At 67.5% G+C, this 25571-nt stretch carries 26 protein-coding genes; 10 read left to right on the top strand and 16 right to left on the bottom strand.

Features of this window, described 5'->3' with window-relative positions; translation table 11 throughout:
- The 4 genes from OCH7691_RS13640 to OCH7691_RS13625 all read right to left on the bottom strand — a co-directional run bounded on the left by OCH7691_RS13640 (window position 1) and on the right by OCH7691_RS13625 (window position 4832).
- Entirely contained in the window at window positions 1–1020 is a 1020-nt protein-coding gene (locus OCH7691_RS13640; RefSeq protein WP_085884089.1) for an ABC transporter ATP-binding protein, read from the bottom strand.
- A gap of 282 nt (window positions 1021–1302) precedes the next feature.
- Window positions 1303–2676 carry an aspartate aminotransferase family protein gene (locus tag OCH7691_RS13635; RefSeq protein WP_085884088.1) on the bottom strand — a complete coding sequence of 458 codons (1374 nt, stop codon included), beginning with the start codon at window positions 2674–2676 and terminating at the stop codon, window positions 1303–1305.
- A gap of 34 nt (window positions 2677–2710) precedes the next feature.
- Window positions 2711–4213 carry an NAD-dependent succinate-semialdehyde dehydrogenase gene (locus OCH7691_RS13630; RefSeq protein WP_085884087.1) on the bottom strand — a complete coding sequence of 501 codons (1503 nt, stop codon included), beginning with the start codon at window positions 4211–4213 and terminating at the stop codon, window positions 2711–2713.
- 124 nt (window positions 4214–4337) lie between these two features.
- Window positions 4338–4832 (bottom strand): Lrp/AsnC family transcriptional regulator, encoded by a 495-nt coding sequence (locus OCH7691_RS13625; protein WP_085884086.1) that lies wholly within the window; start codon window positions 4830–4832, stop codon window positions 4338–4340.
- A 103-nt stretch (window positions 4833–4935) separates the two neighbouring features.
- Between OCH7691_RS13625 and ehuR the strand changes: the two genes are divergently transcribed.
- The 10 genes from ehuR to doeB all read left to right on the top strand — a co-directional run bounded on the left by ehuR (window position 4936) and on the right by doeB (window position 14540).
- Window positions 4936–6321 (top strand): MocR-like ectoine utilization transcription factor EhuR, encoded by a 1386-nt coding sequence (gene ehuR / locus OCH7691_RS13620; protein WP_085884085.1) that lies wholly within the window; start codon window positions 4936–4938, stop codon window positions 6319–6321.
- A gap of 123 nt (window positions 6322–6444) precedes the next feature.
- On the top strand, window positions 6445–7230 hold the full coding sequence (ehuA, locus tag OCH7691_RS13615) for an ectoine/hydroxyectoine ABC transporter ATP-binding protein EhuA (protein ID WP_085884084.1): 786 nt from the start codon (window positions 6445–6447) through the stop codon (window positions 7228–7230).
- Between the two features lie 56 nt (window positions 7231–7286).
- Entirely contained in the window at window positions 7287–8138 is an 852-nt protein-coding gene (gene ehuB, locus OCH7691_RS13610) for an ectoine/hydroxyectoine ABC transporter substrate-binding protein EhuB (RefSeq protein ID WP_085884083.1), read from the top strand.
- Between the two features lie 89 nt (window positions 8139–8227).
- On the top strand, window positions 8228–8887 hold the full coding sequence (ehuC, locus tag OCH7691_RS13605) for an ectoine/hydroxyectoine ABC transporter permease subunit EhuC (RefSeq protein ID WP_085884082.1): 660 nt from the start codon (window positions 8228–8230) through the stop codon (window positions 8885–8887).
- A gap of 6 nt (window positions 8888–8893) precedes the next feature.
- Complete coding sequence (gene ehuD, locus OCH7691_RS13600) at window positions 8894–9550, top strand: ectoine/hydroxyectoine ABC transporter permease subunit EhuD (RefSeq protein WP_085884081.1); 657 nt, start codon at window positions 8894–8896, stop codon at window positions 9548–9550.
- 5 nt (window positions 9551–9555) lie between these two features.
- Entirely contained in the window at window positions 9556–10347 is a 792-nt protein-coding gene (eutA, locus tag OCH7691_RS13595; RefSeq protein WP_085884080.1) for an ectoine utilization protein EutA, read from the top strand.
- Complete coding sequence (gene eutB / locus OCH7691_RS13590) at window positions 10344–11342, top strand: hydroxyectoine utilization dehydratase EutB (RefSeq protein ID WP_085884079.1); 999 nt, start codon at window positions 10344–10346, stop codon at window positions 11340–11342. Before eutA ends, eutB begins: the two co-directional genes overlap by 4 nt.
- The gene (eutC, locus tag OCH7691_RS13585) at window positions 11339–12328 is read left to right on the top strand and encodes an ectoine utilization protein EutC (RefSeq protein ID WP_085884078.1); all 990 of its coding nucleotides are present in this window, start codon (window positions 11339–11341) and stop codon (window positions 12326–12328) included. Before eutB ends, eutC begins: the two co-directional genes overlap by 4 nt.
- 18 nt (window positions 12329–12346) lie before the next feature.
- Complete coding sequence (gene doeA, locus OCH7691_RS13580) at window positions 12347–13528, top strand: ectoine hydrolase DoeA (RefSeq protein ID WP_085884077.1); 1182 nt, start codon at window positions 12347–12349, stop codon at window positions 13526–13528.
- Between the two features lie 4 nt (window positions 13529–13532).
- A complete protein-coding gene (gene doeB, locus OCH7691_RS13575) occupies window positions 13533–14540 on the top strand; it encodes a N(2)-acetyl-L-2,4-diaminobutanoate deacetylase DoeB (protein ID WP_085884076.1) in 1008 nt (335 codons plus the stop codon).
- 3 nt (window positions 14541–14543) lie between these two features.
- On the opposite strand, the gene ureG is transcribed toward doeB, so the two are convergent.
- The 12 genes from ureG to urtA form a co-directional block, all read right to left on the bottom strand.
- Complete coding sequence (gene ureG, locus OCH7691_RS13570; RefSeq protein WP_085884075.1) at window positions 14544–15206, bottom strand: urease accessory protein UreG; 663 nt, start codon at window positions 15204–15206, stop codon at window positions 14544–14546.
- Window positions 15203–15958 (bottom strand): urease accessory protein UreF, encoded by a 756-nt coding sequence (locus OCH7691_RS13565; RefSeq protein WP_217807981.1) that lies wholly within the window; start codon window positions 15956–15958, stop codon window positions 15203–15205. Before OCH7691_RS13565 ends, ureG begins: the two co-directional genes overlap by 4 nt.
- Window positions 15888–16403: an urease accessory protein UreE gene (ureE, locus tag OCH7691_RS13560; RefSeq protein WP_085884073.1), complete on the bottom strand. Its 516-nt coding sequence runs from the start codon at window positions 16401–16403 to the stop codon at window positions 15888–15890. Before ureE ends, OCH7691_RS13565 begins: the two co-directional genes overlap by 71 nt.
- Before the next feature lie 2 nt (window positions 16404–16405).
- Window positions 16406–18118: an urease subunit alpha gene (gene ureC, locus OCH7691_RS13555; protein WP_085884072.1), complete on the bottom strand. Its 1713-nt coding sequence runs from the start codon at window positions 18116–18118 to the stop codon at window positions 16406–16408.
- Between the two features lie 3 nt (window positions 18119–18121).
- Window positions 18122–18442 carry an urease subunit beta gene (locus tag OCH7691_RS13550; RefSeq protein ID WP_085884070.1) on the bottom strand — a complete coding sequence of 107 codons (321 nt, stop codon included), beginning with the start codon at window positions 18440–18442 and terminating at the stop codon, window positions 18122–18124.
- A gap of 10 nt (window positions 18443–18452) precedes the next feature.
- Window positions 18453–18755 (bottom strand): urease subunit gamma, encoded by a 303-nt coding sequence (locus tag OCH7691_RS13545; protein WP_085884068.1) that lies wholly within the window; start codon window positions 18753–18755, stop codon window positions 18453–18455.
- A 15-nt stretch (window positions 18756–18770) separates the two neighbouring features.
- The gene (locus OCH7691_RS13540; RefSeq protein ID WP_085884067.1) at window positions 18771–19652 is read right to left on the bottom strand and encodes an urease accessory protein UreD; all 882 of its coding nucleotides are present in this window, start codon (window positions 19650–19652) and stop codon (window positions 18771–18773) included.
- Window positions 19627–20322 carry an urea ABC transporter ATP-binding subunit UrtE gene (gene urtE / locus OCH7691_RS13535; RefSeq protein WP_085884065.1) on the bottom strand — a complete coding sequence of 232 codons (696 nt, stop codon included), beginning with the start codon at window positions 20320–20322 and terminating at the stop codon, window positions 19627–19629. The genes OCH7691_RS13540 and urtE overlap by 26 nt, the downstream gene beginning before the upstream one ends.
- Window positions 20323–20324: 2 nt before the next feature.
- Complete coding sequence (gene urtD, locus OCH7691_RS13530; RefSeq protein ID WP_217807980.1) at window positions 20325–21104, bottom strand: urea ABC transporter ATP-binding protein UrtD; 780 nt, start codon at window positions 21102–21104, stop codon at window positions 20325–20327.
- Window positions 21097–22278, bottom strand: coding sequence for an urea ABC transporter permease subunit UrtC (gene urtC, locus OCH7691_RS13525; RefSeq protein ID WP_085884063.1), 1182 nt, complete (start codon window positions 22276–22278; stop codon window positions 21097–21099). Before urtC ends, urtD begins: the two co-directional genes overlap by 8 nt.
- A 1-nt stretch (window position 22279) precedes the next feature.
- A complete protein-coding gene (urtB, locus tag OCH7691_RS13520; protein WP_085884061.1) occupies window positions 22280–23929 on the bottom strand; it encodes an urea ABC transporter permease subunit UrtB in 1650 nt (549 codons plus the stop codon).
- Between the two features lie 110 nt (window positions 23930–24039).
- A complete protein-coding gene (gene urtA, locus OCH7691_RS13515; RefSeq protein WP_139839696.1) occupies window positions 24040–25332 on the bottom strand; it encodes an urea ABC transporter substrate-binding protein in 1293 nt (430 codons plus the stop codon).
- Window positions 25333–25571: the final 239 nt, after the last annotated feature.

Below are 25571 nucleotides of genomic sequence, written 5' to 3'. Positions count from 1 at the left end.
TCAATCTCTCAATACCTGGACGGAATCCGGCTCGAAGGCGATGCCGACGGGGGCGCCGGCCTGCAGGGCCTCGGTGCTGTCGCGGCGGTTCTGGTTGCGCACGACGAAGGCTTCGCCGCCGTCAAGGCGGACGTGGTAATGGGTGTCGGTGCCGAGATAGACGATATTCTCGAGCGTCCCGTTGAGCGCTGCGCCGTCCGGTGCAAGCCGGGCATGTTCGGGCCGGATCGCCACGGTGACGCGGCCGCTCGCGCTCCGGTTCTCCGGCAGTTCGACGGCGATCTCCGGCCCGCTGGCGAGACGCAGCCGGACCTGCCGGCCGTCGGAGGCGAGCACCTCGGCCATGAGGAAATTGGTATCGCCGATGAAGTCGGCGACGAAGCGGTCGGCCGGGTGATCGTAGATCTCCCGCGGGCTGCCGATCTGCAGGACCTTGCCGGCATGCATCACCGCGATGCGGTCCGACATCGTCAGCGCCTCTTCCTGGTCGTGCGTGACGAAGATGAAAGTGATCCCGGTCTCGCTCTGCAGGCGTTTCAACTCGATCTGCATTTCCTTGCGGAGCTTGTAGTCGAGCGCCGACAGCGGCTCGTCGAGCAGCAGGACCTTCGGTCGCGGCGCGAGTGCGCGGGCAAGCGCCACGCGCTGCTGCTGGCCGCCGGAAATCTGGTCGGTGCGGCGGTCGCGCAATTCCTCCATGCGGACCAGTTTCAGCATCCGGTCGGCGGTCTCGCGGACCTCAGATTTCGGCTTGCCGAGCATCTCGAGGCCGAAGCCGATATTCTCCGCCACCGTCATGTGCGGGAACAGCGCGTAGCTCTGGAAGACCGTGTTGACCGAGCGCTGGTAGGGCGGGAGATGGGAGATATCCTGTCCCTGCAGCAGGATCGTGCCGCGGGTCGGCTGATCGAAACCCGCGATCAGGCGGAGCAGGGTGGTCTTGCCGCAGCCGGAGGGACCGAGAAGGGTGAAGAACTCGTTCTCCCGGATCGTGACGGAAACGTCGTCGAGCGCCTGCATGGCGTTCGCGCCCTCGCCGAAGATCTTGAAGACATGCTCGGCGACGATGGCGCCGCCGCTTCGTTCATCGGCCGTTTCGCTGGCAATTCGCCCTTGTTCGATAGTCGCACCCCTCGGTCGTTGCCGCTTTCTCGCCGTCTATCTAAGCCGTTCGTGGCGTCGCTTGGCAAGCCTGTTTCGGACTGGCCCCACCCTGACCGGTGGCTGAACGGGCCGCGCGACATGCGCGCCGGAGGGGGAAGGGAACGACCATTCGCCCCCTTCCTTGCCTGCCCGTCCCGGTCAGCCGAGCACTGCCTTGACCGCCTCACCCGTGGCGCCGGCGATGGTGTCTGCCTCCGCCCGGGACAGGCAGAGCGGCGGCGCGAAGCCGAGGATGTCGCCCTGCGGCATGGCGCGGGCGATCACGCCGCGTTCCAGCAGGGCGGCGGCGACGCGCGGACCGACTTTCTCGGCGGCGTCGTAGAACCGCGTGGTCTCCCTGTCGGCGACGAACTCGACGGCACAAAGCAGGCCTTCGCCCCGCACGTCGCCGACATGGGCATGGCCGGAAAGGGCCTCGCGCATCACCTTGTTGAAATAGCCGCCGGTCTTGCCGGCATTGCCGACCAGGCCGAGGTCGTCGATCAGTTTCAGGTTGGCGACGCCGGCCGCCGCGCAGACCGGATGCGCCGAATAGGTCCAGCCATGGCCGATCGGTCCCATCGCGTCGGAGGCCTGCATCAGCACCTCCCAGACCCGGTCGTGGACGATCGAACCGGACAGCGGCGCATAGGCCGAGGTCAGGCCCTTGGCGATGGTGATGATATCGGCGTCGATCCCGTAATGGTCCGAGCCGAACATGCTGCCGAGCCTGCCGAAGCCGGTGACCACCTCGTCGGCGATCAGTAGCACGTCGTGCTTCCTTAACACCGCCTGGATCGCTTCCCAGTAACCGGCCGGCGGCGGCACGATGCCGCCGGTGCCGAGGACCGGCTCGCCGATGAAGGCGGCGACGGTATCGGGACCTTCGGCGACAATCAGCGCTTCCAGCCGTTCGGCGCACTGGCGGGCGAAGTCAGCCTCGCTCTGGCTGCGGTCCTCGCGCCGAAAATAGTAGGGCGCGTCGGTATGCAGGATCGGCGCGCGGGGCAGGTCGAACGCCTTGTGAAAGAGGTCGAGTCCGGTCAGCGAGCCGGTCATGACGCCGGAGCCGTGGTAACCGCGCCAGCGCGAGATGATCTTCTTCTTCTCGGGCCGGCCGAGCGCGTTGTTATAATACCAGACGAGCTTGATGTTGGTCTCGTTGGCGTCCGAGCCGGAAAGCCCGAAATAGGTGTGGTTGAGGCCCTCGGGCGCGCGCTCGGCGATCATCCTGGAAAGCGTGATCGAGACCTCGGAGCCATGCCCGACATAGGAATGGTAATAGGCGAGTTCGCGGGCCTGTGCGGCGATCGCCTCGGCGATCTCGGTGCGGCCGTAGCCCACGTTGACGCAATAGAGCCCGGCGAAGCCGTCGAGCAGGCGGTTGCCGTCACGGTCCCTGATGAAGACGCCTTCGCCGCCGGTGACGACGCGGGTCGGCGTTTCGCCGCGGGCATGCTGCGCCATGTGGGTCGAGGGGTGGAAGAAGTGGGCGCGATCCCACTCTTCGAGCTGGTCGTTGCGACGGAGCATGTCGGTCCTGCCTTTCCGGTTCTGTCGTTTCGCCTCAAGCCTGTTCGAGGCAGCGGTATTTGAGCGTCGTGAAGGCCTCGAGCCCGTGCCGCGAACCCTCGCGGCCGAGGCCGGACATCCTGACGCCACCGAAGGGCACTGGGGCCCCGGTGATCTTGACCCGGTTGACCGCGACCATGCCGAAATCGAGCGCCGCGCTCATCCGCTCGATGCGCGCCGGGTCGGCCGTGACCAGGTAGGCGACGAGCCCGTAGTCGGTGTCGTTGGCCCGGCCGATCGCCTCCGCCTCCGTGTCGAAAGGGGCAAGGGCGGCGACCGGCGCGAAGGTTTCCTCGGTCATGATCAGGGCGTCGGCCGGGACGTCGGCAAGCAGCGTCGGCTGGTAGAACAGCGGCCCGGCCTCGTGCCGCGCGCCACCGACCAGCAGGCGGGCGCCCCTGGCTACCGCGTCGTCCACATGACGCGCCGCCTTGTCGACGGCGCCTTCATGCATCAGCGGGCCGATATCGACGTCGTCGAAGCCGTTGCCGGTGCGGAGCGCGGAAACTTTTTCTGCGAAGGCTGCCGTGAACGCCTCGTAAATGCCGCGCTGCACGAGGATCCGGTTCGCGGCGAGGCAATCCTGGCCCGAGGTCGCGAACTTGGCCGCCATCGCGATCCCGACCGCGCGCTCGATATCGGCGTCGTCGAAGATCACTAGCGGGGCATGACCGCCGAGTTCCATGATCACGGTCTTCATGGTCCCCGCGCACCGTCCGGCGAGCATCGTCCCGATCTCGGTCGAGCCGGTGAAGGAGAAGACCCGGACGCGGCGGTCGTCGACCATTGTGCCGACAATTTCCGAGGCCTCGCCGGTGACCACGTTGAAGACGCCCGCCGGCAGTCCCGCCTCGTCGGCCAGCGCCGCCAGCGCCAGCGCGGAGAGCGGCGTCCAGGCGGACGGATGGGCGACCACCGTGCAACCGGCGGCCAGCGCCGCAGCGGCTTTCCGGGTCAGCATCGCGGCCGGGAAGTTCCACGGCGTGACGATGCCGGCCACGCCGAGCGGGATCCGCTCGACCGCGACTTCGGCGCCCGGCAGGTGGCTCTCCATCGGTTCGCTGAAGGATCGGTTCGCCTCGGTCGCGTAGAAGGCGACGAAAGAGGCGGCATAGTCGATCTCGCCGCGGGCCTCGGCCAGCGGCTTGCCCTGTTCCAGGGTCATCAGCACGGCCAGGTCCTCGCGATTGGCGACGATCAGCCGGTGCCAGGCGTCTAGCCGCGCGGCGCGCTCGGCCGCCGGGGCCTTCGACCAGCCGGCAAAGGCCGTCGTCGCGGCGTCGATCGCGGCCCGGGTGTCGCCGGCGCCGAGCTTCGCGACCCGGGCGATGGTGAGCCCGGTGGCCGGATCGTCGACGGTGAAATCGCGGCCCTCCGGGCCGGCCGTCCAGCGGCCGTCGACATAGGCGAGGGTGCGCAGCAGCCGGCGGTTGCCGAGACGGTCGAGCTCGGCGGCGGTCTCGTGGACGGCTTGCTTGATCGGGAACAAGGCGGACATCCGGTTTTCTCCCCTGGCAGAGCGATTTCGCCCTTGAGAATGGGGCCCGGACGGAGAGAGCGAGTCCGAATAGGCCGCCGATCGGAGAGAGATCATCTTCCCGCGGGGCGGAGGCGCGGGGGAATCATCTTTCCGCCTCGGACGAGGCCCCGAACAGCGCATCCGTCGGCAGGATGACCGGGTCCTTCACGGTCTTGGTGACGATGTAGGAGAAATAGCGCGCGATGCCGATCTCGCGCTCCAGCAACTCGTCGATCAGGCGCTGGTAGATGTCGATGTCGCGTGTCATGACCTGCAGCATGTAGTCGAGCCCGCCGCCCACCGCCCAGCAGCCGACGATTTCCGGGATCGCCCGGACGGCGCGCTCGAACCGGTCGAAATCGGCCTGCCGGTGATTGGTGAGCGTCACCTCGACCAGCACCGTCGTGACCGGACCGGCGACGCGGGGCGCCAGCCTGGCGTGATAGCCGGCGATCAGGCCACTGTCCTCGAGCCGCTTCAGGCGCGTCCAGCAAGGCGTTGCCGATATCCCGACGCGCTCGGCCAGGGCGACCTTGGCGACGCGCCCGTTCTTCTGGATTTCCGACAGGATGCGAAGGTCGATCGCGTCGAGTTTCATGGCTCACCGTTGCGCGGATGCCGGGCTCGCCGCCGGCACCGATGCAGCATGAGGATATCCGTTCCGCATTGTCAATTGTACTGATTATGGGCATAAGTGTCTCATGACAAGTTGGCGTCCCGATCCCGGCCAGTTGAGCCGTCCCATCTATCTGTCGCTGGTCGAGCAGTTCGGCCGGGCGATCGCCGAGGGTCTTCTGCAGGAGGGCGAGCGGCTGCCGACCCACCGCCAGCTTGCCTACGAACTCGGCATCTCGGTGCAGACCGTGAGCCGGGCCTACGAGGAACTGATGCGGCGAGGGCTTGCCTCGGGCGAGGTCGGCCGCGGCACCTTCGTGCGGCTCGGCGCGGAGGAACACAGCCCGCCCTATATCCCGGAACGGGTCGCCGAGGTCATCGACCTGTCGATGCTGAAGCCGGTTCTCGAAGCACGCCATGTCGATCTGTTCCGCGCCGGCGCGGCGGCGGTCGCGGGCTCGATGCCGGATCGCGCGATCACCTCCTTCCGCTCCAACGTCGTCTATGCCAGCCATCGTCCGGCGGCGCTCGCCTGGCTCAGGCGTTGCGGCATCGATCCGGGCGAACGGGATGTGCAGATCACCAATGGTGCGACGGCGGCGATCGCCGTTTCGGTGATGACGGCCCTGCCGCCGGGCAGCACGATCGCGACCGAGGTTTTCACCCACCACACGCTCCTGCCGCTGGCCCGCTATCTGGGTATCCAGGTGCGAGGGGTGGCGATGGACGAGGAGGGGATCATCCCCACCGAGCTCGAGCGGCTGTGCCGTGAAGGCGACATCTCGGCGCTCGCGCTGCTGCCGAACGGAGCCGGGCCGACCGCCGCCTTCATGTCGCTCGGGCGCCGCGAGGCGATCGCCAGGATCGCCCGGCACTACAATCTCTGGCTGATCGAGAACGACGCCTGGGGGCCGTTGATCGCCGATCGGCCGCCGCCCTTCGCGACACTCGCGCCGGAGCGGACCTTCTATTTCACCAGTTTTACGAAGATCACCGTGCCGGCCTTGCGGATCGCCTATCTGCTGACCCCGGAACGGCTGCTCGCCTCGGCCCTGAACCGCCATCTGGTGACCAACTGGATGGCCTCCTCGCTGATCGCCGAACTGGCCAGGCAATGGGTCGTCGACGGAACCGCGGACGAACTGGTGCGCTGGCAGCGGCAGGCGCTCGCCCGGCGCCAGCGGGACGCGGCGGCGGTTCTCGGCGATATCTGCTACACTTCGCACGAGCAGGGCTTGCATCTCTGGCTGCCTTTGCCGGAGGGCCGGAGCGAATCGGACTTCGTCTCCTTTGCCCGGTTGCGCGGCGTCGCGGTGGCGCCCGGGTCGTCCTTTCATGCCGGCGCCCAGCCGAGCCCGCCGGGGATCCGCGTCTCGGTCGGATCGACCGGGGCGGACGAATTGCGGACCGGACTCGGCATCATCGCCTCGCTTTATCGGGGGGCGCCGGAGCCGGCCCTGCTGACGCTCTGAGCGTATCTTTCTCCGCGTCCTGAATTGTCATGATTAAATATTCAGATTGACATGATTCACTTTGGATTGAATCGTTTGTCGGCAAGCACTCGGGAATAGGGTGCAGGGAGGCGGCGGTCAGCCATGACAGAGCCCATCATCAATATCGACAAGGTATCGAAGAGCTTCGGTGCCTTCGAGGTTCTCAAGGAACTCTCCTTCAGCGTGAAGCCCGGCGAGAAGCTGGCGCTGATCGGTCCCTCGGGATCCGGCAAGACGACCATTCTCCGGATCCTGATGACGCTCGAGACGATCAACGGCGGCCACATCACGGTCGACGGTGAGCAGCTGTGGCACAAGGAGGAGAACGGCAAGCTGGTGCCGGCCGACGAGAAGCACCTGCACAGGATGCGCGAGAAGATCGGGATGGTCTTCCAGCTCTTCAATCTCTTCCCGCACAAGACGGTGCTGCAGAACGTCATGCTGGCCCCCGTGCTGGTGAAGGGCGTCTCGCGGGAGGAGGCGAGGACACGCGCCATGGAACTGCTCGACATGGTCGGCATGTCCGAGAAGGCCGACGTACGCCCGGCGCAGCTCTCGGGCGGGCAGAAGCAGCGCGTGGCGATCGCCCGCGCGCTCGCCCTGCAGCCGAAGATCATGCTCTTCGACGAGGTGACCTCGGCACTCGATCCGGAACTGGTGGAGGAGGTACTGAACGTCATGCGCCGCCTCGCCCGGGAAACCGACATGACCATGCTGCTGGTCACCCACGAAATGAGTTTCGCGCACGATTTCGCCGATCGGGTCCTGTTCTTCGATCAGGGCCGGATCGTCGAGGAGGGGCCGCCGGAGAAGATCTTCAGCGACCCGCAGCAGGAACGGACGCAGTCCTTCCTGCGCAAGATCATCGCGGCGGGGCAGCGAATCTGAACCCGGCCGCATCCTGTCTCGACAATCTGCACGTCAATTAGAAACGGGAGGTGAATATGGGTATCGAACGGAAAATCGGCCGCGTCGCGGCCGCGGGCTTCGCCATCGGCCTGACAATGCTGTCCGGCGCGGCGCTGGCGGAAGGCGAACTCGACCGTCTCCGCGACCAGGGCTTCGCGCGGATCGCGATCGCGAACGAGCCGCCCTGGACCGAGGTCAAGCCGGACGGCAAGGTCACCGGCGCCGGACCCGAGGTCGCTCGCGCGATCCTGAAGAAGCTCGGCGTCGACGACATCGTCGCCTCGATCTCCGAGTACGGCGCGATGATCCCGGGCCTGCAGGCCAAGCGCTTCGACATGGTCGCGGCCGGCCTGTTCATCAAGCCGGAGCGCTGCGCCGCCGTTCTGTTCTCGCAACCTGACCTGTGCGACGCCGAATCCTTCGCCGTCAAGAAGGGCAACCCGATGGGCATCAAGTCCTTCGAGGATGTCGCGACCAAGGGTGCCAGCGTCGGCGTCGTCGGCGGCGGCACCGAGGAGAAGCTGGCGATCGAGGCCGGCGTGCCGCGCGACAAGGTGATCGTCGTCCCCGATCCGCAGTCCGGCATCAAGATGCTGCAGGCCGGTCGCATCGACGTCTATGCGCTGCCGGTGCTGTCGATCAGCGATCTGCTGAAGAAGGCCGACGATCCGGAACTCGAGATGTTCGCGCCGGTCGCCGGGACGCCGATCTTCTGCGCCGGCGTGGCCTTCCCGAAGGGCGCCGAGGCGCTTCGCGACGCCTATGACGTCGAACTGGCGAAGATGAAAGAGAACGGGGAATTCGCGGCGATCGTCGAGCCCTGGGGCTATTCGGCGGAAGCGGCGAAGCAGCAGAACCGCGAGACGCTCTGCGGCGGCCCGAACTGAACCGACCGGGATCGCGTGGGGGGAGACCCCCACGCACCCCCGCATCGCCTCGTTCCGCCGGAACTCCGGCCTATCGGGAGGCTTGATCGATGGACCAGTGGTCCGGCTATCTCCAGCTGATCGTCGACGGCGCCTTCGTCACCGTCCAACTGACGCTGATGGGCTGCGCGCTGGCGCTCGTGATGGCGTTCGTCGCCGGCCTCGGGCGGCTGTCGCGGTTCTTCGCATTGCGGGCGATCGCCACCGCCTATATCGAGTTCTTTCGCGGCACCTCGATCTTCGTCCAGCTTTTCTGGGCCTATTTCGTGCTGCCGCTCATGGGCGTTCCGCTGTCGCCCTTCCAGGCCGGCGTGCTTGCCCTCGGGCTGAACGTCGGGGCCTACGGCGCCGAGGTCGTGCGCGGCGCGATCCGCTCGATCCCGCGCGAGCAGTACGAGGCCTGCACGGCGCTCAACCTGGGGCGCTGGCAGCGGCTCCGCCATGTCATCCTGCCGCAGGCCTTCGTGCTGATGCTGCCGACCTTCGGCAACAACGCGATCGAGCTGATGAAGGGAACCGCCGTCGTTTCCCTGATCTCGCTTTCCGACATGACCTTCCAGGCCCAGGTGGTGCGCGCGCAGACCGGCAGCACGGCGGTCCCGTTCCTGACCATCCTGGTGCTCTATTTCCTCTTCGCGACGGTGCTGAGCTCGTCGATCCGCGGGCTCGAACGGCGCCTGAGCCGCGGCCTCGAAGGCACGAGGAGCTAGCCGGCCATGGAATGGGACTGGGAATTCGTCTTCAAGATCCTGCCGGGCCTCGGCCGGGGCGTCCTGATAACCATCCAGGCGACGATCATCGGCACGGTGATCGCGATGGTCGTCGGCCTCTTCTTCGCCATCCTCAGGCGGTCGACGAACCGGTGGATCTCGCGTCCGGTCGGCTTCTTCGTCGATTTCGTGCGCGGCACGCCGCTGCTGGTGCAGCTCTATTTCCTGTTCTACATCCTGCCCGACATCGGCATCCTGCTGCCGCCGCTGCTGGCCGGCGTGATCGGTCTCGGGCTGCATTACGGGACCTACACCGCCGAGGTCTACCGGGCCGGCATCGACAACGTCCCGCGCGGCCAGTGGGAGGCGGCGAAGGCCGCCAACCTCAACGCCTACCAGACCTGGCGCCACGTCATCATTCCCCAGGCCGTGCCGCCGATGATGCCGGCGCTGGCCAACTACTTCGTGGCGATGTTCAAGGAAACGCCGCTGCTCGCCGCGATCACCGTTCTCGAACTGATGAACGAGGCCCGCAGCGCCGCGAACTTCTACTACCGCTATCTCGAGCCGATGACCCTTGTCGGCGTCTTCTTCCTGGTGATCAGCGTGCCGTCGGTGGTCCTTCTCCGGTGGCTGGAAAAGCGTTTTGGCAAAGTGGAGTAACCGAGATGGGTGCCGACCGGATCGCGCGGACCGCGCGCCTGCCCGAACTGGACGACCGTCCGGTCGCGCGCAGGATCGGCCTGGTCGCGCTGGCGACCGATCACACGACCGAGCGTGATTTCGCCCGGATGCTGCCGCATGGCGAGGCCGCCGTCTACGTCAGCCGGGTCGCCTACGACAATCCGACGACGCCCGAGAATCTTGCCCGGATGGGGCCGCGGCTCGGCGCCGCGGCGGCGCTGATCCTGCCCGGGGAACCGCTCGACGCGCTCTATTACGGCTGCACCGCCGCCTCCTTCGTGATGGGTGACAGGGCGGTCGCGGCGGCTTTCGCGTCGGCCAAGCCGGACGTTCCGGTGGTCACGCCGCCGCAGGCGGCGGTGCTCGCCTTCCGGGCTCTCGGCATCCGCCGGATCGCGATCCTCACCCCCTATCTGGAGGAAACCAGCCGGCCGCTGATCCCCTATCTGGAGGAACGCGGTCTCGAGGTCACCGGCCTGACCTGTTTCGGGATGGAGGACGATCGCGAGATGGCGCGGATCAAGCCCTCCGAGCTGGTCCGCGCGGCGGTCGAGGCAGCCGGGGACGGCGCCGAGGGCCTGTTCATTTCCTGCACCGCGCTTCGTTCGACCGAGGTCGTGGGCGAGATCGAGCGCCGTCTCGGGCGTCCGGCCGTGACCTCGAACCAGGCCGGGATCTGGTGCTCGATGCGGCAGGCGGGCATCGCCAGTGCCATCGACGGTTACGGCCGCCTGCTCGGATTGCCGTTGCCCGATACTGCCGGACCGGGCCGATGACGGCGCTGCCCGTCGGCATGGCCGGGATCCGCGAGGCCCGCCGCCGCATTGCCGGCCATGTCCGCCGCACGCCGCTGGTGCCTTCGACCGCTCTCTCCGACCGACTCGGCCGCCCGGTCAGCCTCAAACTCGAACATCTCCAGATCACCGGCAGCTTCAAGCTCCGCGGCGCCACCAACGCGATCCTCTCGCTGGCCGCCGAGCAGGCGCAACGCGGCGTCGTCGGCGTCTCGACCGGCAACCACGGGCGTGGCCTGGCCCATGCGGCGAAGGTCGCCGGCGTACCCTGCACGATCTGCATGTCGGCCCTCGTGCCGGCCAACAAGGTCGAGGCGATCCGGGCACTCGGCGCCGATGTCCGGATCGTCGGCCGGTCCCAGGACGACGCCCAGGTCGAGGTCGACCGGCTGGTCGCGGAGGAGGGCATGACGATGCTGCCGCCCTTCGATCATCCGGACATTATCGCCGGCCAGGGCACGCTCGGGCTGGAGATCCTCGAGGAATGCCCGGAGGTGGAAACGGTGCTGGTGCCGCTGTCCGGCGGCGGCCTGATCGCGGGGCTGGCGCTGGCGATCAAGGAAACCCAGCCGGATGTCAGGGTCGTCGGCGTCAGCATGGCGCGCGGCGCGGCGATGCATGCCTCGCAGCAGGCGGGCAAGCCGGTCCTCGTCGAGGAACTGGCGACGCTTGCCGATTCGCTCGGCGGCGGCGTCGGGCTCGACAACCGCTACACCTTCCGCATGGTTCGCGATCTCGTCGACGAGATCCTGCTGCTCGATGAGGCCGAGATCGCGGCCGCGATACGCCATGTCTACTGGCAGGAACAGGAGATCGTCGAAGGCTCCGGCTCGGTCGGGGTCGGCGCGATCCTGGCCGGCAAGGTCCGTGCCGCCGGGCCGACCGTCGTGCTGCTCTCGGGCCGGAACATCGACATGGCGCTGCATCACCGGATCATCTCGGGCGAGGATGTCGACGTGGCGGAGGAAGGGACGTGAACGCGATCAGGATCGTCGGCGAGAAGGAGCTGCGCGCGGCGCTCGACCTCGACTTGAGCGTGCTCGACTGCGTCGAGGACGCCTTCGTGGCACTCGCGACCAAGGCGGTGGCGATGCCGCCGATCCTGCGGCTCGACATCCCGGCCCATAACGGCGAGGTCGATGTGAAGACGGCCTACGTGCCGGGTCTTGACAGTTTCGCGATCAAGATCAGCCCCGGCTTCTTCGACAATCCGAAGCTCGGCCTGCCAAGCGTCAACGGGCTGATGGTGGTGTTCAGCGCCCGCACCGGCCTGGTCGAGGCGGTCCTGCTGGACAACGGCTATCTGACCGATCTCCGGACCGCCGCCGCAGGCGCGGTCGCGGCCAGGCATCTGTCCCGGGCCGATTCGTCGGTCGCCACGATCTTCGGGGCCGGGGTCCAGGCCCGCCTGCAGCTGCGCGCACTGACCCTGGTGCGTCCGATTGCCGAGGCCCGGATCTGGGCCCGCGACAGCGAGCGGGCGTCCAGGGCTGCCGCCGAACTTGCCGCCGAACTCGGCATCGCCGTCCGCGCGTCAAACGACGCCGAGGCGGCGGTCGCCGGCGCCGACATCATCGTCACGACGACCCCGTCGACGGCGCCGCTGCTCGCGGCCGACTGGCTGGTCCCCGGCCAGCATGTGACCGCCATGGGTTCCGATGCCGAGCACAAGAACGAGCTCGATCCGCGGATCGTTGCCATGGCGCGCTACGTCCCCGACAGCCTGAAGCAGGTCCGCCGCCTGGGCGAACTGCATCACGCGATCGCCGCCGGGCTGGTCGGAGACGATGCGATCTTCGCCGAGCTCGGCGCCGTCATCGCGGGGCAGGCGGAGGGGCGGACCGGCGACGTCGACATCACCGTTGCCGATCTCACCGGGACCGGTGTCCAGGATACCGCCATCGCCACGCTCGCCATCGCCCGTGCCTCCGCCTCGGGCGCCGGCGCGACCTTTCAGGCCTGACCATCGGGAGGAGTGCCGATGCCCGATATCGCTCTCAATTTCAGCCGCTCCGAATATGCCGACAGGCTGGCCGCGACCCGCCGGGCCATGGCGGCGGCGGGCGTCGAACTGCTGATCGTCAGCGATCCGTCGAACATGGCCTGGCTGACCGGCTACGACGGCTGGTCCTTCTATGTCCATCAGGCGGTGATCGTGCCGCCGGACGGAGAGCCGGTCTGGTTCGGCCGCGGCCAGGATGCGAACGGCGCACTCCGCACGGTCTACATGGCCGAGGCGAACATCATCGGCTACCCGGATCACTATGTGCAGTCGACCGAGCGCCATCCGATGGACTATCTCTCGGCCCGGCTCGCCGATCGCGGCTGGGACGGTCTCGCGACCGGCGTCGAGATGGACAATTACTGGTTCACCGCGGCTGCCTTCGCCGCACTGCAGCGGCATCTGCCGAACGCCCGCTTCAGCGACGCCAATTCACTGGTGAACTGGCAGCGCGCCGTGAAGAGCCCGCAGGAACTGGACTACATGCGGATCGCCGCCCGCATCGTCGAGGGCATGCACAGGCGGATCGTCGACGTGATCGAACCGGGCATGCGGAAATGCGACCTGGTGGCGGAGATCTACGATGCCGGCATTCGCGGCGCCGACGGCCATGGCGGCGACTATCCGGCGATCGTGCCGCTGCTGCCGTCCGGGACCGACGCGGCGGCGCCGCACCTGACCTGGGACGACCGGCCGATGAAGTCAGGCGAGGCGACCTTCTTCGAGATCGCCGGCTGCTACAAGCGCTACCATTGCCCGCTCTCGCGCACGGTCTTCCTCGGCAAGCCGACGGACAATTTCCTGCGCGCCGAGGCGGCGGTGCTGGAGGGCATGGAGGCGGGCCTGTCCGCGGCGCGTCCGGGCAACAGCTGCGAGGATATCGCCAACGCCTTCTTCGCCGTGCTGAAGCGGGCCGGCATCGTCAAGGACAACCGCACCGGCTACTCGATCGGGCTGAGCTATCCGCCCGACTGGGGCGAACGCTCGATGAGCCTGCGTCCCGGTGACCGGACCGAGCTTCGACCCGGCATGACCTTCCATTTCATGACCGGTCTCTGGCAGCAGGACTGGGGGCTCGAGATCACGGAGTCGATCGTCATCACCGAGCAGGGCGTCGAATGCCTCGCCGACTTTCCCCGCCAGCTGTTCGTGAAGGATTGACGCCGTGCCGAAGACAGAGCCCCGTCCGCGTTCGTCGCCGCTCACGCCGACCGTCGATTTCAACGCTGCCGGAGTCCAGCACGGATTCCTGAGGCTGCCCTACAGCCACGACGATTCCGCCTGGGGCTCGGTGATGATCCCGATCACCGTCGTCCGGAGCGGCGAGGGTCCGACGGCGCTGCTGACCGGCGGCAATCACGGCGACGAGTACGAGGGGCCGATCGCGCTCTTCGATCTCGCCCAGTCGATCCGCGCCGAGGACATTACGGGGCGCGTCATAATCGTGCCGGGAATGAACTACCCGGCGCTCAGGGCCGGCACGCGGACCTCGCCGATCGATCGCGGCAACCTGAACCGGAGCTTCCCCGGCCGCCCCGACGGAACGGTGACGGAGAAGATTGCCGACTATTTCCAGCGTCACCTGGTGCCGCTCGCCGATGTCGTGGTCGATATCCATTCCGGCGGCCGGACGCTCGATTTCGTGCCGTTCGCCGCCGCGCATGTGCTGATCGACAAGGAACAGGAGGAACGCTGCTTCGCAGCGGTCGAGGCGTTCTCCGCGCCCTGGTCGGTCCGGATGCGGGAGATCGATGCGGCCGGCATGTTCGATACCGCCTGCGAGGACATGGGGAAGGTCTTCGTCACCACCGAACTGGGCGGCGGCGGCACGGCGCGGGCGGCGACGGTCGCGATCGCCAAGCGCGGCCTCCGCAACGTGCTGATCCACTCGGGCATCCTGAAGGGAACGGTCGAGCGGACGCCGAGCCGCTGGCTCGACATGCCGTCCGACGATTGTTTCCTCTTCGCCGAGGAGGACGGCTTGCTGGAGCTTGCCCGCGATCTGGGCGAACCGGTCAAGTCCGGCGAGGCGATCGCCCGCATTCACCCGGTGACGCGGACCGGGATCGCGCCCAAGGTGCTGCACGCGAAGCTCGACGGCATTCTCGCCGCCCGTCATTTCCAGGGTCAGATCAAGACCGGCGACTGCCTGGCCGTGGTCGGCGTGCTCTGACCCTCAGGCCGCGCCGCCGTCCGCTGCCTTGCCGATCCGGTCGGGCAGGCCGCCGCTTTCGACGATGAAGCGGACGATCTCGTCGGCGCCGTCGCCGATCTTGAGATTGGCGAAGACGAAGGGCCGCTCGCCCCGGGCACGACGGGTGTCGCTTTCCATGACGGAAAGATCGGCGCCGACCAGCGGCGCCAGGTCGGTCTTGTTGATGACCAGCAGGTCGGAGCGGGTGATGCCCGGTCCGCCTTTCCGCGGGATTTTCTCGCCGGCCGCAACATCGATCACGTAGATGGTGATGTCGGCGAGTTCCGGGCTGAAGGTCGCGGCCAGGTTGTCGCCGCCGCTTTCGATCAGGCAAAGCTCGGCAGCCGGAAACCGGGTTCCCATGCGGGCGACCGCCGCAAGGTTGATCGAGGCGTCCTCGCGGATCGCCGTGTGCGGACAGCCCCCGGTCTCGACCCCCTCGATCCGTTCGGCGTCGAGCGCGCCGGCCCGCGTCAGGATCATCTGGTCCTCGCGGGTATAGATGTCGTTGGTGATGACGAAGAGATCGTAGTCGGCGCGCATGCGCCGGCAGATCTGCTCGGCCAGCGCCGTCTTGCCGGAGCCGACAGGGCCGCCGATCCCGACCCGCAGGGGGCCGCCTTGTCCGATCCGGATCGTGCTCATGAGCGGAACAGCCTCGTATACTGGGTTTCGTGGGAGAGTGAGCAGAGTTCGGCCGCGACGCCGGCGCCGCCGAGATCGTCGAGATTCCGGTCGAGCGCCACGGCCGCTGCCGCCAGCAGGCCGGCTTCCAGCGCCGCCGTGATCCGCTGGCCGGCGGTCTGGCCGAGCGGGATCAGCCGCACCCCGGCCGAGACGAGGTTGGCGGCGAAGGCATGCAGATGCAGGGTCATTGCGCCGGCGAGCGGCAGGCCGTGGAGCCGGCAGGCGGCCCCTGCGACGACCGGCAGCGAAAGCGCGATGTCGGCCGCTTCCAGATCCTCTCGCAGTGCCGCCAGGGCGGTGTCCGGCCAGGCGGCGATCACGGTGTCGAGGAAAGCCGCACCCTGCATCTCGGTTTCCAGCGCCAGTTCGACGGACGGGCGAAGGGCGGCGCCGACCTCGGCGACTGCCCGGAACGCCGCCGCATCGGGCGCGGCTCGCCAGGCGGCGGCGAACAGGATCGCCTCGTTCCGGCCGCTGCCGAAGGACAGCAATCCGTCGAGCCAGTCGAGCAGCGTGGTCTCGTCGGTCACGTCGCCATGCTCGATCGCGAATTCAAGGCCGTGCGAATAGCTGAAAGCGCCGATCGGGAAGGACGGCGAGAGCCAACTGGCCAGCCGCAGCGCCTGCGGCGCGGTCAGTTCAGTGCCCGTGTCCATGATCGTGCCCGTCGCCGTGATGATGTTCGTGCCCGTGGCCATGGTCGTGGACATCGCCGGCACCCGTACCCGCATAGGCGCCCGATTCCGGCTGGAAGGGCGCGGTAACCTCGACGACCCGGCCGCCGAGGCCGCGGAGCATCTCGGCGATCACATGATCGGGGCGAATGCGGATCCGTGCGGCGTCGATTTCGGCCGGGATATGCCGGTTGCCGAGATGCCAGGCTAGGCGAATCAGGTGGTGGCTGTCGTCGGCGGTGATATCGAGCAACGCTTCCGGCGCGGCGCGCACGGCGATCCAGGCGCCCGCCTCGGTCTTCAGTCCGTCGCCGTCGGCCATCGCGATCGCCTTCGGCAGGTCGAGCAGCACGGCGTTGCCGCCGTCGGTCGCGAGGCGGATCCGCCGGCGGTGCCGGTCATGGAAATCGAGCGTCACGGAATCGCCCGCGGCGTCGGCCGGCCAGTTGCCCCTCGGCCTGTGTTCGATCGCGCGTTCCATGCTCAGAACAGGAAGTAGCGCTGGGCCATGGCAAGTTCCCTTGCCGGCTCGCAGGTCAGAAGCTCGCCGTTGGCGCGCACTTCATAGGTCTCCGGGTTTACCTCGATATGCGGCGTCGCGCCGTTCAGGACCATCGACGCCTTGCCGATCCCGCCGCGCGTGTTGGCGACGGCCAGCAGCGGCTTGTCGACCTCGAGCCCGGCACTCAGGCCCGCCTCGCTGACGAAGGTGACCGAGCTTTTCGTCAGCGCCTTGCCGAAGGCGGCGAACATCGGCCGCATGTGAGTCGGCTGCGGGGTCGGGATCGAGGCGTTCGGATCGCCCATGACGGCGGCGGCGATCATGCCGGATTTCAGCACCAGGTCCGGCTTGACGCCGAAGAAGGCCGGCGACCAGATCACCAGGTCGGCGAGCTTTCCCGGCTCGACCGAACCGACATGGCTGGAGATGCCGTGCGCGATCGCCGGGTTGATGGTGTATTTCGCGACATAGCGCCGGGCCCGGAGATTGTCGTTGTCCCCGGTTTCCTCGGGCAGCCGGCCGCGCTGGCGCTTCATCTTGTCGGCTGTCTGCCAGGTGCGGATCACCACTTCGCCGACCCGGCCCATCGCCTGGCTGTCGGAGGCGATGATCGAGAAGGCGCCCATGTCGTGCAGGATGTCTTCGGCGGCGATCGTCTCCTTGCGGATCCGGCTTTCGGCGAAGGCGACATCCTCGGGGATCTTCTGGTCGAGGTGATGGCAGACCATCAGCATGTCGAGATGCTCGTCGACCGTGTTGACGGTGAAGGGCCGTGTCGGGTTGGTCGAGGACGGGATGACGTTCGCCTCGCCGCAGACCTTGATGATGTCCGGGGCATGCCCGCCGCCGGCGCCCTCGGTATGGAAGGCGTGGATGGTGCGGCCCTTGAAGGCGGCGACGGTGTTCTCGACGAAGCCCGACTCGTTCAGGGTGTCGGTATGGATGAGGACCTGGACGTCCATCTCGTCGGCGACCCCGAGGCAGCAGTCGATGGCCGCCGGCGTGGTGCCCCAGTCCTCGTGCAGCTTGAGCCCGCAGGCGCCTGCCTGGACCTGCTCGATCAGGCCGGCCGGGCGGCTTGCGTTGCCCTTGCCGAAGAAGCCGAGATTCATCGGGAAGGCGTCGGCTGCCTCGATCATCCGGCGGATGTTCCACGGACCTGGTGTGCAGGTCGTGGCATTGGTGCCGGTCGCCGGGCCGGTGCCGCCGCCCATCATGGTCGTGATGCCGGAATGCAGGGCCTCGTCGATCTGCTGCGGGCAGATGAAATGGATATGCACGTCGAGGCCGCCGGCAGTGACGATCTTGCCTTCGCCAGCGATCGCCTCGGTCGCCGGGCCGATGACGATGTCGATGCCGCGATTGCCGGCGGACTGCACATCCGGGTTGCCGGCCTTGCCGATGGCGACGATGCGGCCGTCCTTCACGCCGATGTCGGCCTTTACGATCCCCCAGTGGTCGAGGATGAGGGCATTGGTGATCACCAGGTCGACAGCGCCCTCGGCGCGCGAGGCCTGGCTCTGGCCCATGCCGTCGCGAATGACCTTGCCGCCGCCGAACTTGACCTCGTCGCCGTAATTCGTGTGGTCCTCCTCGACCTCGATGAAGAGCTCGGTATCGGCGAGGCGAACCTTGTCGCCGACGGTCGGGCCGAACATCCCGGCATAGGCGGCGCGTGACATGCGATAGGCCATCGTTCAGCGCTCCCCGCCGTCGAGCGGTCCCATGACCGCCTGGTTGAAGCCGTAGACCCGGCGCCTGCCGCCGTAGGGCACCAGCGTCACCTCGCGCGACTGGCCGGGCTCGAAGCGGACGGCGGTTCCGGCCGGGATGTCGAGGCGCTTGCCGAGCGCCTCCATGCGCGGGAAGTCGAGCGCCCCGTTTACCTCGTAGAAGTGATAGTGACTGCCGACCTGGACCGGCCGGTCGCCCCTGTTGGCGACCGTTACCGTCGTCGTCTCGAGCCCGGCATTCAGTTCGATTTCGCCGTCGGCCGGCAGGATTTCGCCCGGTATCATGCGTGCCCCCTCAGCGGATCGGGTGGTGGACAGTGACGAGCTTGGTGCCGTCGGGAAAGGTCGCCTCGACCTGTACTTCCTCGATCATCTCGGGGATCCCCTCCATCACCTGGTCGCGGCGGATCACGGCGGCGCCGGCTTCCATCAGGTCGGCGACGCTGCGGCCATCCCGGGCGCCCTCGACGACATAGTCGCTGATCAGCGCGATCGCCTCCGGGTAGTTCAGCCGGACGCCGCGGGCCAGCCGCTTGCGCGCGACCTCGGCCGCCATCGCGATCAGCAGCTTGTCCTTTTCCCTCGGGGTCAGATGCACCGTTTAGTTCCTCCCTCAGCAGGACCAGACCCGCGGCAGCGCGGGCACGAATCCGAGCAGTTCTTGCCGCAGCATCGCGAGCAGCCCGACCAGCAGACGACGTACCGCCGCCGGCTCGCCGAGCAGACGGGCGACGAGCAGGCCGTTGACGATCGTCGCCGCGGCGCGGACCGCCGCGCCGTCGAGGAGCGTCCGGACCCGCTCGCGCAGCGGTTCGAGGTCGGGACCGTGGGCGATCAATGTCGTGAAGGCGCCGGCGCCAGCGAGGCCCGCGCGCCGGGTCAGGGGAGCCGCATCGTCAAGGCGAAAGGGATCGAGCCAGCGCAGCCGTCCGGCGATCCGCACGCGCCATTCGTCTCGGAGGCTGATCCGGGTCACCGTCTCGCCCATCGCGCCACGACCGAAGACCAGCGTCTCGGCGGCGAGAAGTCGGGCTCCGGTGGCAAGATCGACCCGCGTCCGGCGCCGGAAATGCGCGCCGTCGAAGAGGATCGTTTCCTGCGGCGCCCAATGCAGGCGGGCATCATCGCCGAGGGTGATCGTCGTCTCGATCCGTGCCGGCTCGTCGATCGACCGGTAGATCCTTTCGGCGGCCTGGCCGGCCACGGTCGCCGCCGCGCCGTCGCCGAGCGCGACATCGGTGGCCAGCCGGTCGCCGCCGCAGACCCCGCCGGCGGTGTTGATCAGCACCGCGACGGGCTCGGCCTGGCCTTCGCGCGGCAGGATGACCCGGCACGGGCTGTGCTGGGCAAGCGTGTCGAGCCGCGTCCTGCCGCCGTCCGATACGAAACCGAGCCGCACGGCGCCATCGGCGCGGGCGAGATCGCGATCGCTTGCCGGCGGGTCGCGGAACTGCCCGGCATGCGCGTCTTCAGACGGTGAGGTGACGGCGTACATCCTGTTCCACCATGTCGGCGGCGCTCCCCGCCATCACCACCTCGCCCCGGTCCATGACGGTGAAACGGTCGGCGAGATCGCGGGCGAACTCGAAATACTGCTCGACAAGAACGATGGCCATATCGCCGCGGGCGCGCAAGTCCGCGATTACCTGGCCGATCTGCTTGATGACCGACGGCTGGATGCCCTCGGTCGGTTCGTCGAGGACGAGCAGGCGCGGCCGCATGACGAGCGCGCGCCCGATGGCGAGTTGCTGCTGCTGGCCGCCGGACAGGTCGCCCCCGCGCCGGCCGAGCATGTCCTTCAGAACCGGGAAGAGCGCGAAGACATAGTCGGGCACATGGCGTTCGCGGGAAGGCAGCGCGGCGAAGCCGGTGCGCAGGTTCTCGTCGACCGTGAGCAGCGGAAAGATCTCCCGGCCCTGCGGGACAACGGCGATGCCGCGCCGGGCCCGTTCGGCGGAGGGCAGGGCCGTGATATCGTGGCCTTCCCAGTCGATCCGGCCGCTGGCGACCGGCTGCTGGCCAACGATGGCGCGGAGCAGGCTGGTCTTGCCAACGCCGTTCCGGCCCATGACGCAGGTGACGAGGCCCTTCTCGGCGGACAGCGAGACACCGCGCAGCGCCTGGCTGGCGCCATAGAAGAGGTCGATATGATCTACAGAGAGCATGGTCAGCGCCCGAGATAGACGTCGATGACGTCCTGGTTGTTCTGTACCGCCGCGAGCGAACCCTCGGCCAGCACCGCGCCCTCGTGGAGCACGGTGACCCGGCAGCCGAGCGCGCGGACGAATTCCATGTCATGCTCGACGACGACGACGGTATGGCGCCGGGCGATCTCGCTCAGCAACTCGGCGGTGCGCATTGTCTCGGCATCGGTCATGCCCGCGGCCGGCTCGTCGACCAGCAGCAGTTCCGGGTCCTGCATCAGCAGCATGCCGATCTCCAGCCACTGCTTCTGGCCGTGCGACAGGCCGCCGGCCGCCTCGTTCTGCTGACGGCCGAGGTTGATGATGCCGAGCACTTCCTCGATGCGGGCCCGTTGCCGTTCGCTCGCGCGGAAGCGGAGCGCGGCCAGCACGCCCCGGGGCGCCTTGAGCGCCAGTTCGAGATTTTCATAGACGGTCTGGTTCTCGAACACGGTCGGCTTCTGGAACTTGCGGCCGATCCCGAGATTGGCGATCGCCGCCTCGTCGAGCGCGGTCAGGTCATGACCGCCGTGGAACCTGGCGATGCCGAGATCGGGCCGGGTCTTGCCGGTGATCACGTCCATCATCGTCGACTTGCCGGCGCCGTTCGGCCCGATCACGGCACGAAGCTCGCCCGGTTCGAGATAGAGGCTCAGGCTGTTGAGGGCCCTGAAGCCGTCGAAGCTGACCGTGATTCCGTCGAGGTAGAGGATCGCGTCCTGAACCGCCCCGGCGCGCGCGGATGGCGTTGCGATGTCAGTCACCTGTTGCGTCCTCCACCGGCTTCCGCGGCCTTGTCCGGCCAGGCATGCCGAGCGAGAGCGGCCAGCCGGTCAGCCGGCGGCCGAAGATTCCGAGCACGCCCTTCGGAAAGAACAGCGTGACCGCGACGAACAGGCCGCCCAGCAGGAACAGCCAGAGCTCGGGGAGGGCGCCGGTGAACCAGGACTTGCCGAAATTGACCATCACCGCGCCGAGGGCGGCGCCGACCAGCGTGCCGCGACCGCCGACCGCGACCCAGATGACGATCTCGATGGAATTCGCGGGGGTGAATTCGCTCGGGTTGATGATCCCGACCTGGGGGGTGTAGAGGGCGCCGGCGGCGCCCGCCATCATCGCCGAGACGATGAAGACGAGGAGCTTGTAATGCTCGACCCGGTAGCCGAGGAAACGGGTCCGGCTCTCGGCGTCGCGGATCGCCAGGATCACCCGGCCGAACTTGCTGTCGACCATGCGCCGGCAGAGCAGGTAGCCGGCGACCAGCGCGATCGCCGAGGAGAAGAGCAGCGCGCTCCGCATGCCGTCGCTGCGCAGGTCGAAGCCGAGCAGGTCCTTGAAGTCGGTCATGCCGTTGTTGCCGCCGAAGCCCATGTCGTTGCGGAAGAAGGCGAGCATGAGGGCGAAGGTCATGGCCTGGCTGATGATCGAGAAATAGACACCGGTCACCCGGCTGCGGAAGGTGAACCAGCCGAAAACGAAGGCGAGCAGGCCGGGCACCAGCAGAACCATCAGCAGCGTGAACGCAAGATTGTCGAAGCCGTGCCAGTACCAGGGCAGTTCCTTCCAGTCGAGGAAGACCATGAAGTCGGGCAGCAGCGGGTTGCTGTAGACCCCGCGGTCGCCGATCTGCCGCATCAGGTGCATCCCCATCGCGTAGCCGCCGAGCGCGAAGAAGGCGCCGTGGCCGAGGCTGAGGATGCCGCAGAAGCCCCAGATCAGGTCGACGCTCATGGCGAGCAGGGCGAAGCAGAGATACTTGCCGACCAGCGACATCACGTGGGCGGGGACATGAAAGCTGCTCGACGGCGGCAGCAGGAGATTGCCGGCGACCATCAGGATCGCCACCACGGGCACGAGGATCACGAAGACCGTGCCGGTTGGCCCGAGGCGGAGCAGGAACGGCCGGTGGCCGGCATGGGGAAAGGCGGCGTTGCTCATCTCAATTCTCCACGGCCCGGCCCTTCAGGGCGAACAGGCCCTTCGGCCGCTTCTGGATGAACATGATGACGGCGATGAGGACGAGGATCTTGCCGAGCACGGCGCCCGAATAGGGTTCCAGCAGCTTGTTGACGATGCCGAGGCTCATGGCGCCGACCAGGGTACCCCAGAGATTGCCGACGCCGCCGAAGACGACGACGAGAAAACTGTCGATGATGTAGCTCTGGCCGAGATTGGGGCTGACATTGTCGATCTGGCTGAGCGCCACGCCGGCGATGCCGGCGATCCCGCTGCCGAGGCCGAAGGTGAAGGCATCGACCCAGCCGGAGCGGATGCCCATCGCGTTCGCCATCCGGCGGTTCTGGGTCACCGCGCGCATCTGCAGGCCGAACGCGGTGTAGCGGAGCACTGCCATCAGCGCGAACAGCACGATGAGTGCGAAAGCGATGATCCAAAGCCGGTTCGTGGTGAAGAGAAGGCCGCTGGTGACCTCGATCGTGCCGCTCATCCAGTCCGGCGAACTGACCTCGCGATTGGTCGGGCCGAATATCGTGCGGACGAGCTGCTGCAGGACCAGGCTGATGCCCCAGGTCGCCAGCAGGGTCTCCAGCGGGCGGCCGTAGAGGAAGCGGATCACGCCGCGCTCCATGGCGATGCCGACCGCGCCGGCGACCAGGAAAGCGAAGGGGAGGGCGATCGGCAGCGACCAGCCGAGTGCCTCCGGCGCATGAAGCCGGAAGGTTTCCTGCACCAGGTAGGTGGCATAGGCGCCGAGCATCACCATCTCGCCATGCGCCATGTTGATGACGCCCATGACCCCGAAGGTGATGGCGAGCCCGATGGCGGCGAGCAGGAGGACCGAGCCGAGGCTGATCCCCTGGAAGACATTCTCGACGAAGGCCAGCCGGGAAAGCCGGGTCTCGATCTGTTGCAGCGCCTTTCCGGCCGCCTGGCGAACTTCTTCGCTGCCTTCCCCGTCGTCGAGCAGGATGCCGCCGAGCAGCGCCCGTGCGCCCTGGCTGGTCGACTGCGACAGTATCCGGATGGCCGCGACCTTGTCGGCGGGTGTCGAAGCCTCGCCGGCCTTGATCAGGATCGCCGCCCGGGCGAGGTCGAGCGCCTCGCGTGCCCCGGGGTCGTCGTCCTTCGAGAGCGCGTCATCGACCAGCGGCAGCAAGGCCGGATCGGGATCCATGAACAGCGATCGGGCGGCGGCGATACGGACCTGCGGATCGGGGCTGAACAGGCCGAGCGCGCCCAGCGCCGTGCGGATCTTGACCCGAAGCCGGTTGTTCGTCTTGATTTTCTGGAAATCGCCGCGCGCGCCGGTGCCGGCCGCTTCACCGGTCCCGGGGTCGGTGAGCAGGTAGCCTTCGCCGCCTTTCCTGGCAAGAAAGACGGCCTTGTCGGACTCGCGGTAATAGAGGTCGCCGTCGGATAGCGCCTCGAGGACCGGGATTGCCCGGGGGTCTCCGCTGGCGGCCAGTGCATCGACGGCTTCGCCGACCGCGGCAAAGCCTTTCCCGGTCAGAACCGGAAGCGCGTCCTCGAAGGCCCCGGCGCGGGCGCCGTTCGCCGAGAACGGCCCGGCCGCCAGGATGGCCGCGAGCAGCAGTAGCAGGCGGATCGCGCGTTGGCAGATCTGGATCACGAAGTCAGCGCTCCCGTCCGGTGTTGACGTGGTAGCGGCGAACCGTGCCGCCGGAAGGAAAAGCGGGGTGCCGGAGAGGGGACGCCGGCACCCGCGCTTCTCGTCGCGCCTCAGTTACCGAGATATTTTGGCTTCTCGCAGTTGCCGCAGACCCAGGGATAGGTCCAGTCGGCGGTCAGCTTGGCGCTTTCCGGGATGAAGTCGGACCAGGCATCGCCGATCACCGTGCCGCTGGTCTCCCACACCGTCTCGAACTGGCCGTCGTCCTGGATCTCGCCGATCAGCACGGGCTTGGACAGGTGGTGGTTGACGTGCATCTCCGCGACGCCGCCGGTCAGATTCTTGACCTGCTGGCCGTACATTGCCTGGCGAACCGCGTCGACGTTGGTCGTGCCGGCCTGCTTGACGGCCTGAACCCACATGTTGAAGCCGATGTAGTGGGCCTCCATCGGATCGTTGGTGACCCGCTTCTCGTCCTTGATGTAGCCGTGCCAGGCCTCGATGAAGGCGTCGTTTTCCGGCGTATCGACCGACATGAAGTAGTTCCAGGCGGCGAGATGGCCGACCAGCGGCGTGGTGTCGAGACCGGCCAGTTCCTCTTCGCCGACCGAGAAGGCGACGACCGGAAGGTCCTCGGCCTTGATCCCCTGGTTGGCGAGTTCCTTGTAGAACGGAACGTTGGCGTCGCCATTGATGGTCGAGACGACCGCCGTCTTCTTACCCTGCGAGGAGAATTCCTTCAGGTTGCTGACGATGGTCTGCCAGTCGGAATGGCCGAACGGGGTGTATTCCTCGAGGATGTCCTCGTCGGCAATGCCCTTGGCGTTCAGGAAGGCGCGCAGGATCTTGTTGGTCGTGCGCGGATAGACATAGTCGGTGCCGAGCAGGGCGAAGCGCGTGGCACCGCCGCCGTCCTCGCTCATCAGATACTCGACCGCCGGGATCGCCTGCTGGTTCGGCGCGGCGCCGGTATAGAAGACGTTGCGCGAGCTTTCCTCGCCTTCGTACTGGACCGGATAGAAGAGCAAGCTGTTCAGCTCCTCGAAGACCGGCAGGACCGATTTCCGCGAAACCGACGTCCAGCAGCCGAATACCACGTCGACCTTGTCGCCGGTGATCAGCTCGCGCGCCTTCTCGGCGAACAGCGGCCAGTTGGACGCCGGGTCGACCACGACCGCCTCGAGCTTCTTCCCGAGCAGCCCGCCCTTGGCGTTCTGCTGCTCGATCAGCATCAGCATCGCGTCCTTCAGGGTGGTCTCGCTGATCGCCATGGTTCCCGACAGCGAATGCAGGATGCCGACCTTGATCGTGTCGGCGGCCTGGGCGGCGGTGGCCCCGAACCAGGTTCCCGCCGCAACGCCGGCAATCGCCAGTGTCCGGCTCAATCTGCGAACTTTGCCCATGAATTATGCCTCCTTGCCCATTCTGTTTTGCACTGCACAATGGGAATTCAAGGAATGTGCCACTTCGCCAACGATCGCAGAAAATGGCGAAATGCTTGGGCGGACGGCACCCGTGGCCCGGGGCAGAAGCCAGTCGGTGGCGCGAATTTGGGCAGGGAGGGAAGGGCTGCCCAGGAATTAAGCGAATGGCGATATGGCTCCCGCCGGCCGCGCGGCCAGCGTCGGTACGGCGGAGAAGG

The organism is Oceanibacterium hippocampi, assembly GCF_900172325.1.
GTDB lineage: Bacteria > Pseudomonadota > Alphaproteobacteria > Sneathiellales > Sneathiellaceae > Oceanibacterium > Oceanibacterium hippocampi.
The sequence above is the reverse complement of the archived record's forward strand: the minus strand, read 5'-3'. Positions and strand labels throughout refer to the sequence as shown.

Bases quoted from the DNA above. Each gene is read 5' to 3' on its own strand.
- OCH7691_RS13640 (WP_085884089.1), bottom strand. From the start codon at position 1,020: ATGCAGGCGCTCGACGACGTTTCCGTCACGATCCGGGAGAACGAGTTC.
- OCH7691_RS13635 (WP_085884088.1), bottom strand. From the start codon at position 2,676: ATGCTCCGTCGCAACGACCAGCTCGAAGAGTGGGATCGCGCCCACTTC.
- OCH7691_RS13630 (WP_085884087.1), bottom strand. From the start codon at position 4,213: ATGTCCGCCTTGTTCCCGATCAAGCAAGCCGTCCACGAGACCGCCGCC.
- OCH7691_RS13625 (WP_085884086.1), bottom strand. From the start codon at position 4,832: ATGAAACTCGACGCGATCGACCTTCGCATCCTGTCGGAAATCCAGAAG.
- ehuR (WP_085884085.1), top strand. From the start codon at position 4,936: ATGACAAGTTGGCGTCCCGATCCCGGCCAGTTGAGCCGTCCCATCTAT.
- ehuA (WP_085884084.1), top strand. From the start codon at position 6,445: ATGACAGAGCCCATCATCAATATCGACAAGGTATCGAAGAGCTTCGGT.
- ehuB (WP_085884083.1), top strand. From the start codon at position 7,287: ATGGGTATCGAACGGAAAATCGGCCGCGTCGCGGCCGCGGGCTTCGCC.
- ehuC (WP_085884082.1), top strand. From the start codon at position 8,228: ATGGACCAGTGGTCCGGCTATCTCCAGCTGATCGTCGACGGCGCCTTC.
- ehuD (WP_085884081.1), top strand. From the start codon at position 8,894: ATGGAATGGGACTGGGAATTCGTCTTCAAGATCCTGCCGGGCCTCGGC.
- eutA (WP_085884080.1), top strand. From the start codon at position 9,556: ATGGGTGCCGACCGGATCGCGCGGACCGCGCGCCTGCCCGAACTGGAC.
- eutB (WP_085884079.1), top strand. From the start codon at position 10,344: ATGACGGCGCTGCCCGTCGGCATGGCCGGGATCCGCGAGGCCCGCCGC.
- doeA (WP_085884077.1), top strand. From the start codon at position 12,347: ATGCCCGATATCGCTCTCAATTTCAGCCGCTCCGAATATGCCGACAGG.
- ureG (WP_085884075.1), bottom strand. From the start codon at position 15,206: ATGAGCACGATCCGGATCGGACAAGGCGGCCCCCTGCGGGTCGGGATC.
- OCH7691_RS13565 (WP_217807981.1), bottom strand. From the start codon at position 15,958: ATGTCCACGACCATGGCCACGGGCACGAACATCATCACGGCGACGGGC.
- ureE (WP_085884073.1), bottom strand. From the start codon at position 16,403: ATGGAACGCGCGATCGAACACAGGCCGAGGGGCAACTGGCCGGCCGAC.
- ureC (WP_085884072.1), bottom strand. From the start codon at position 18,118: ATGGCCTATCGCATGTCACGCGCCGCCTATGCCGGGATGTTCGGCCCG.
- OCH7691_RS13550 (WP_085884070.1), bottom strand. From the start codon at position 18,442: ATGATACCGGGCGAAATCCTGCCGGCCGACGGCGAAATCGAACTGAAT.
- OCH7691_RS13540 (WP_085884067.1), bottom strand. From the start codon at position 19,652: ATGTACGCCGTCACCTCACCGTCTGAAGACGCGCATGCCGGGCAGTTC.
- urtE (WP_085884065.1), bottom strand. From the start codon at position 20,322: ATGCTCTCTGTAGATCATATCGACCTCTTCTATGGCGCCAGCCAGGCG.
- urtC (WP_085884063.1), bottom strand. From the start codon at position 22,278: ATGAGCAACGCCGCCTTTCCCCATGCCGGCCACCGGCCGTTCCTGCTC.
- urtA (WP_139839696.1), bottom strand. From the start codon at position 25,332: ATGGGCAAAGTTCGCAGATTGAGCCGGACACTGGCGATTGCCGGCGTT.